The organism is Methanospirillum sp., assembly GCF_035560735.1.
Taxonomy (GTDB): Archaea; Halobacteriota; Methanomicrobia; order Methanomicrobiales; family Methanospirillaceae; genus Methanospirillum.
In genome coordinates this window covers 1-3,619 of the sequence record NZ_DATMYY010000238.1, presented here as the reverse complement: position 1 = coordinate 3,619, position 3,619 = coordinate 1, and the positions used below count along the sequence as shown (strand labels likewise).

Below are 3,619 nucleotides of genomic sequence, written 5' to 3'. Positions count from 1 at the left end.
ATTTTTATGGATAATATAATCCATTACAGGTACAATTGAAAGAGGAGATGCGTGCGAATAAGTAGTTGCAGTTTCAAGATAATATCTTGTGAGCCTGCTTTCAAGAGCAGTTAAAGAATCCATGTCCGGGCTGGCGAGATCTGAAATTGCATCCCAGTACTGAGTTTTTTGAAGCTGATTTATAAACTCATCATAAGGAAGAACTGCTAATTTCTCAAGCCTCGATTCGAGTCCACCCTGTATCATGAGAGGCAGAATCTGCTCAGACTGGTTGAGTCCTGCTTTTTTGAGTCTGAAAAGAGTAATTAAGTTTTTGACATCGACTTCTAGTTTGACAACTCTAGCAAAGAGTTTACGATCCTTGGATTTGGGTACTCCAATCACTTCAAATAAACTTGAATAATACATCTTATCAAGTTCATTTTCTATATATGCGAGATTGGTTCCGTCAAACTGCTGCAAGATAGAATAGTACTCAGTCCTTCTGAGGCCATCAATGATGTCCTGAGCTGTGGCTTTGGCTGCAAGTTCTGACAGGAAAGTGTAGGTAAACTGCCCGCCAGCTACAAGAGACTCCAGGATATCTTCAACGGATGCATTGTAGAGTTTCCCACGGAGAAGTGTTTTTACATTCCAGATTTCATATCTCTTTATGTAGGCAGAAATCAGATAGTTTAGTTCTCCTGAGGTGATTCTTTTCAACTTATCATAGGTAAGCGCAAGATTCCTGTTTAGTGCATGTTCTGCCAGATCGCCACCGCTGTATTTCATTGCTAGTTCGTCAACATCGTTTTTGTACTCAGACTCCTGAATAAAGCGGGTAATCTCATCAATCCCCATGTTAAGAAGCCGGGGATATGATTCTTTAGGGAGCAACTTACTTTTCATTGCGCGAACACGGGTTACGGCATAAGCATAGTTAGAATTGCCTTTTTTATCGGATTGTCGTGAGGGTTTTTTCCCCCGGAGTCTCTCCAAAAGCCGCATCAAACATCACCCGTATAAAATATCAGACAGCTGCTTCAATGAACGCTCATATATAGTATTCAGGATCGTATCATATGTGTAGTCTAACCTGACTGTACCATCCTCGTTTTCCAGAACAATACCGCCGATACTATCATCTATATTACCAGCAAAGGATAAAGAAGATAATTTCTTGACAATTGCTTCTGAGTTTTTGTCAGAATATATCCTGACACCATCAGCTTCATGCTTCTTTATCAGAACGCTTAAAAGGTTCTCGGCTTTAGAAGCAGGCATTGACTTTATAGACTCATATGTTTGATTATAGACTTGATCTAGAAGTTCTTTGCGTTTGTTGAGCTTTATCCTTTTTACTTCCAGATTTGCGCTGGATACCACTTGTTGGTGTAAATTTTTGAGGTCTTCTTCAGATTGTGCAAGGCGGTCTCCGAGCATCTTTTTTTGGCCATCTCTGGCTTCATTTAGAATCTCAGATACTTTCGCATCAGCTTCAGCCTTGATCCTGGAAACTTCAGCCTGTGCACCACTCTGGATATCCTTTAGAACGATATCTAGTCCCATGCTTCCACCTCCAAATAAATTAAGAGCAAAGAATGCTCTAAAAGAGCAAACTTCCGGCAAACTTAGAGCATATATGCCCAATGGCTTAGAGCAAAGACACTCTAAAAAAATTAGAGCAGGGATGCTCTTAATTAAGCAGTGTTGATAAGCAATGCAACGACAAGACCGAAGATAACGATAGTTTCTGGAATGACAGTAAGAATCAGACCCTTACCGAACAGGGCTTCATTTTCTGCCATTGCACCAATGGCTGCAGAACCAATGTCCTTTTCTGCCCAGCCAGATGCAAGACCTGTTCCTGCAATTGCTATTGCTGCGCCAAGTGCTTTTAATCCTGCGTCTCCAAACATCATACCTGCTGTTGCTCCGTCTACCATCTTTTTATTCCTCCGTGTATTTTCTTATATAACCAAATGGATTGAATTTTTTGCCCCCGCCTTGATAGAATTTTCCGAAGAATTCTACATACTGCAACCTGAGTGAGTGCAGACCGGGAGCGATGATACTCAAGACAGTGTTAAGGGCATGTCCGAGTATAAATACGATTATTGCAGCGATTGCTGCGATGCCGATCTTAGAGTGATCAGCCCAGATCATTCCGAAAGCAATATCATTGACTGTGGATGCGATGTAAATCGAAGACAGACCGACTGCGATAATACGAGCATATGACAATGCATTACCCATAAGAGATGGCAATTCGATCGGACCTTTAATACCCTCACCCATAGTGAGCATTATAACTCCGAGAAGAAGAATGCCAGCACCGACATATGTCAACCCTGGGACAATGCCGAGAGCGCCGAGAGCTGCAACGAGTACACCAAGCTCAATAATCATCCAGCTGCCTTTTTCTAGAACTGCGTGCTTCATACTGTGATGAGAAAGGTTTATAAATCCGAGAATGAAGCCCAGATTCAGGTGGATCAGTCCTACAAAGACAGATATTGCGATCATAGTCATTACCATGTGAGTCCTATGGACCGGGAATGTGAAATGTTCACCGGCAATGCCTGGGAACAATGTCACTGTATTCCAGAAAGGCAGTAGACCTGGTATTGTTTCACCTTCGGCATGCACACTTGCCAAGGGGAACCCAAGGAACTCACCATAAATAATACCAAAGAAAAATGTCCAAATCTGACAATAGATCAGGATATTCATGAGAGGCTTTACTGCATCTGATTTTACAAGTGTTTTAATCGCCAGCGCCATTGCTCCCAGAATAATTGCATACCCCATATCCCCAAGGATCATCCCGTATATCAATGGGAAAGTGATAAAGAGGATTGAACTTGGATCAATTTCGGTATACCTGGGTCTTGAATACAGATCCATGATCTCTTGCATGGGCGACACTGCGTTCGAATTGTTATACTCGACAGGTATATGTCTATCGTCTTCTTCGTCGTGATGTTCGAAGTGGATTTCAGACACATATGCCCGGCCAGATGTAGCCTTATTGACAACGTTGACCAAGGTATCGTATTCATCGCTGGGAGTCCAGCCTTCTATAATAAAGGCATTATCAGACGTAGCGATTCTTAGAGGCAGTTCTGCCTTCTGGTTTTCGATACTTAAGACCTCATCACTGGCAAGGAGGAAATCCGTGTATTGTGCTTTCATGGATTCGACTTCTGCTTTTAGTGATCCGATCTTCCTGGAGGTTTCAGCCTCGCTTTGTTCTGTCACTCTCAGTAAATCGCTTGGGATACCACCTCTTTCTGGAACCCTGAGCTCTTTAAATTCAACAGTCTGAAGCAATTCCTGGACTTTGCTAGCGTCTTTTTTGTCTACGAACAGTACTGTTGTTTTTGTTTGGGGATCAAAGTACAATTCGTATCCTCTGGTGACGCTTGAGATTTGACCTTCTTCCAAATTTCCTTTTATTGAGCCTGCAAAAACTTTCAGATTTTCATATCCTCTATAATAATCAAAATCCAAGTTTATGGACAGGAATGGGAGAAGATCCCTTTTTTGGGTCTCTAGATCCTTTAAATCAGCCTCATATTTACTGATAGTTTCTGATTTTTCTGAGATGGCTCTGTCCAGATTACTTAGTTTCGCATCA

4 protein-coding genes are annotated in these 3,619 nt (G+C 41.9%); all 4 read right to left on the bottom strand.

The annotated features are described in order from the left end of the window. On the bottom strand, nt 1-987 hold a 987-nt coding region (locus tag VN429_RS06815), incomplete at its 3' end, for a V-type ATP synthase subunit C (RefSeq protein ID WP_325631292.1). A gap of 6 nt (nt 988-993) precedes the next feature. Further along, a complete protein-coding gene (locus VN429_RS06810; protein ID WP_325631289.1) occupies nt 994-1,548 on the bottom strand; it encodes a V-type ATP synthase subunit E in 555 nt (184 codons plus the stop codon). Between the two features lie 131 nt (nt 1,549-1,679). Next, on the bottom strand, nt 1,680-1,925 hold the full coding sequence (locus VN429_RS06805; protein ID WP_325631287.1) for an ATPase: 246 nt from the start codon (nt 1,923-1,925) through the stop codon (nt 1,680-1,682). 4 nt (nt 1,926-1,929) lie between these two features. Further along, nucleotides 1,930-3,619: V-type ATP synthase subunit I (locus VN429_RS06800; RefSeq protein WP_325631285.1), on the bottom strand; the 1,690-nt coding region annotated here is incomplete at its 5' end.

Bases quoted from the DNA above. Each gene is read 5' to 3' on its own strand.
- VN429_RS06805 (WP_325631287.1), bottom strand. From the start codon at position 1,925: ATGGTAGACGGAGCAACAGCAGGTATGATGTTTGGAGACGCAGGATTA.
- VN429_RS06810 (WP_325631289.1), bottom strand. From the start codon at position 1,548: ATGGGACTAGATATCGTTCTAAAGGATATCCAGAGTGGTGCACAGGCT.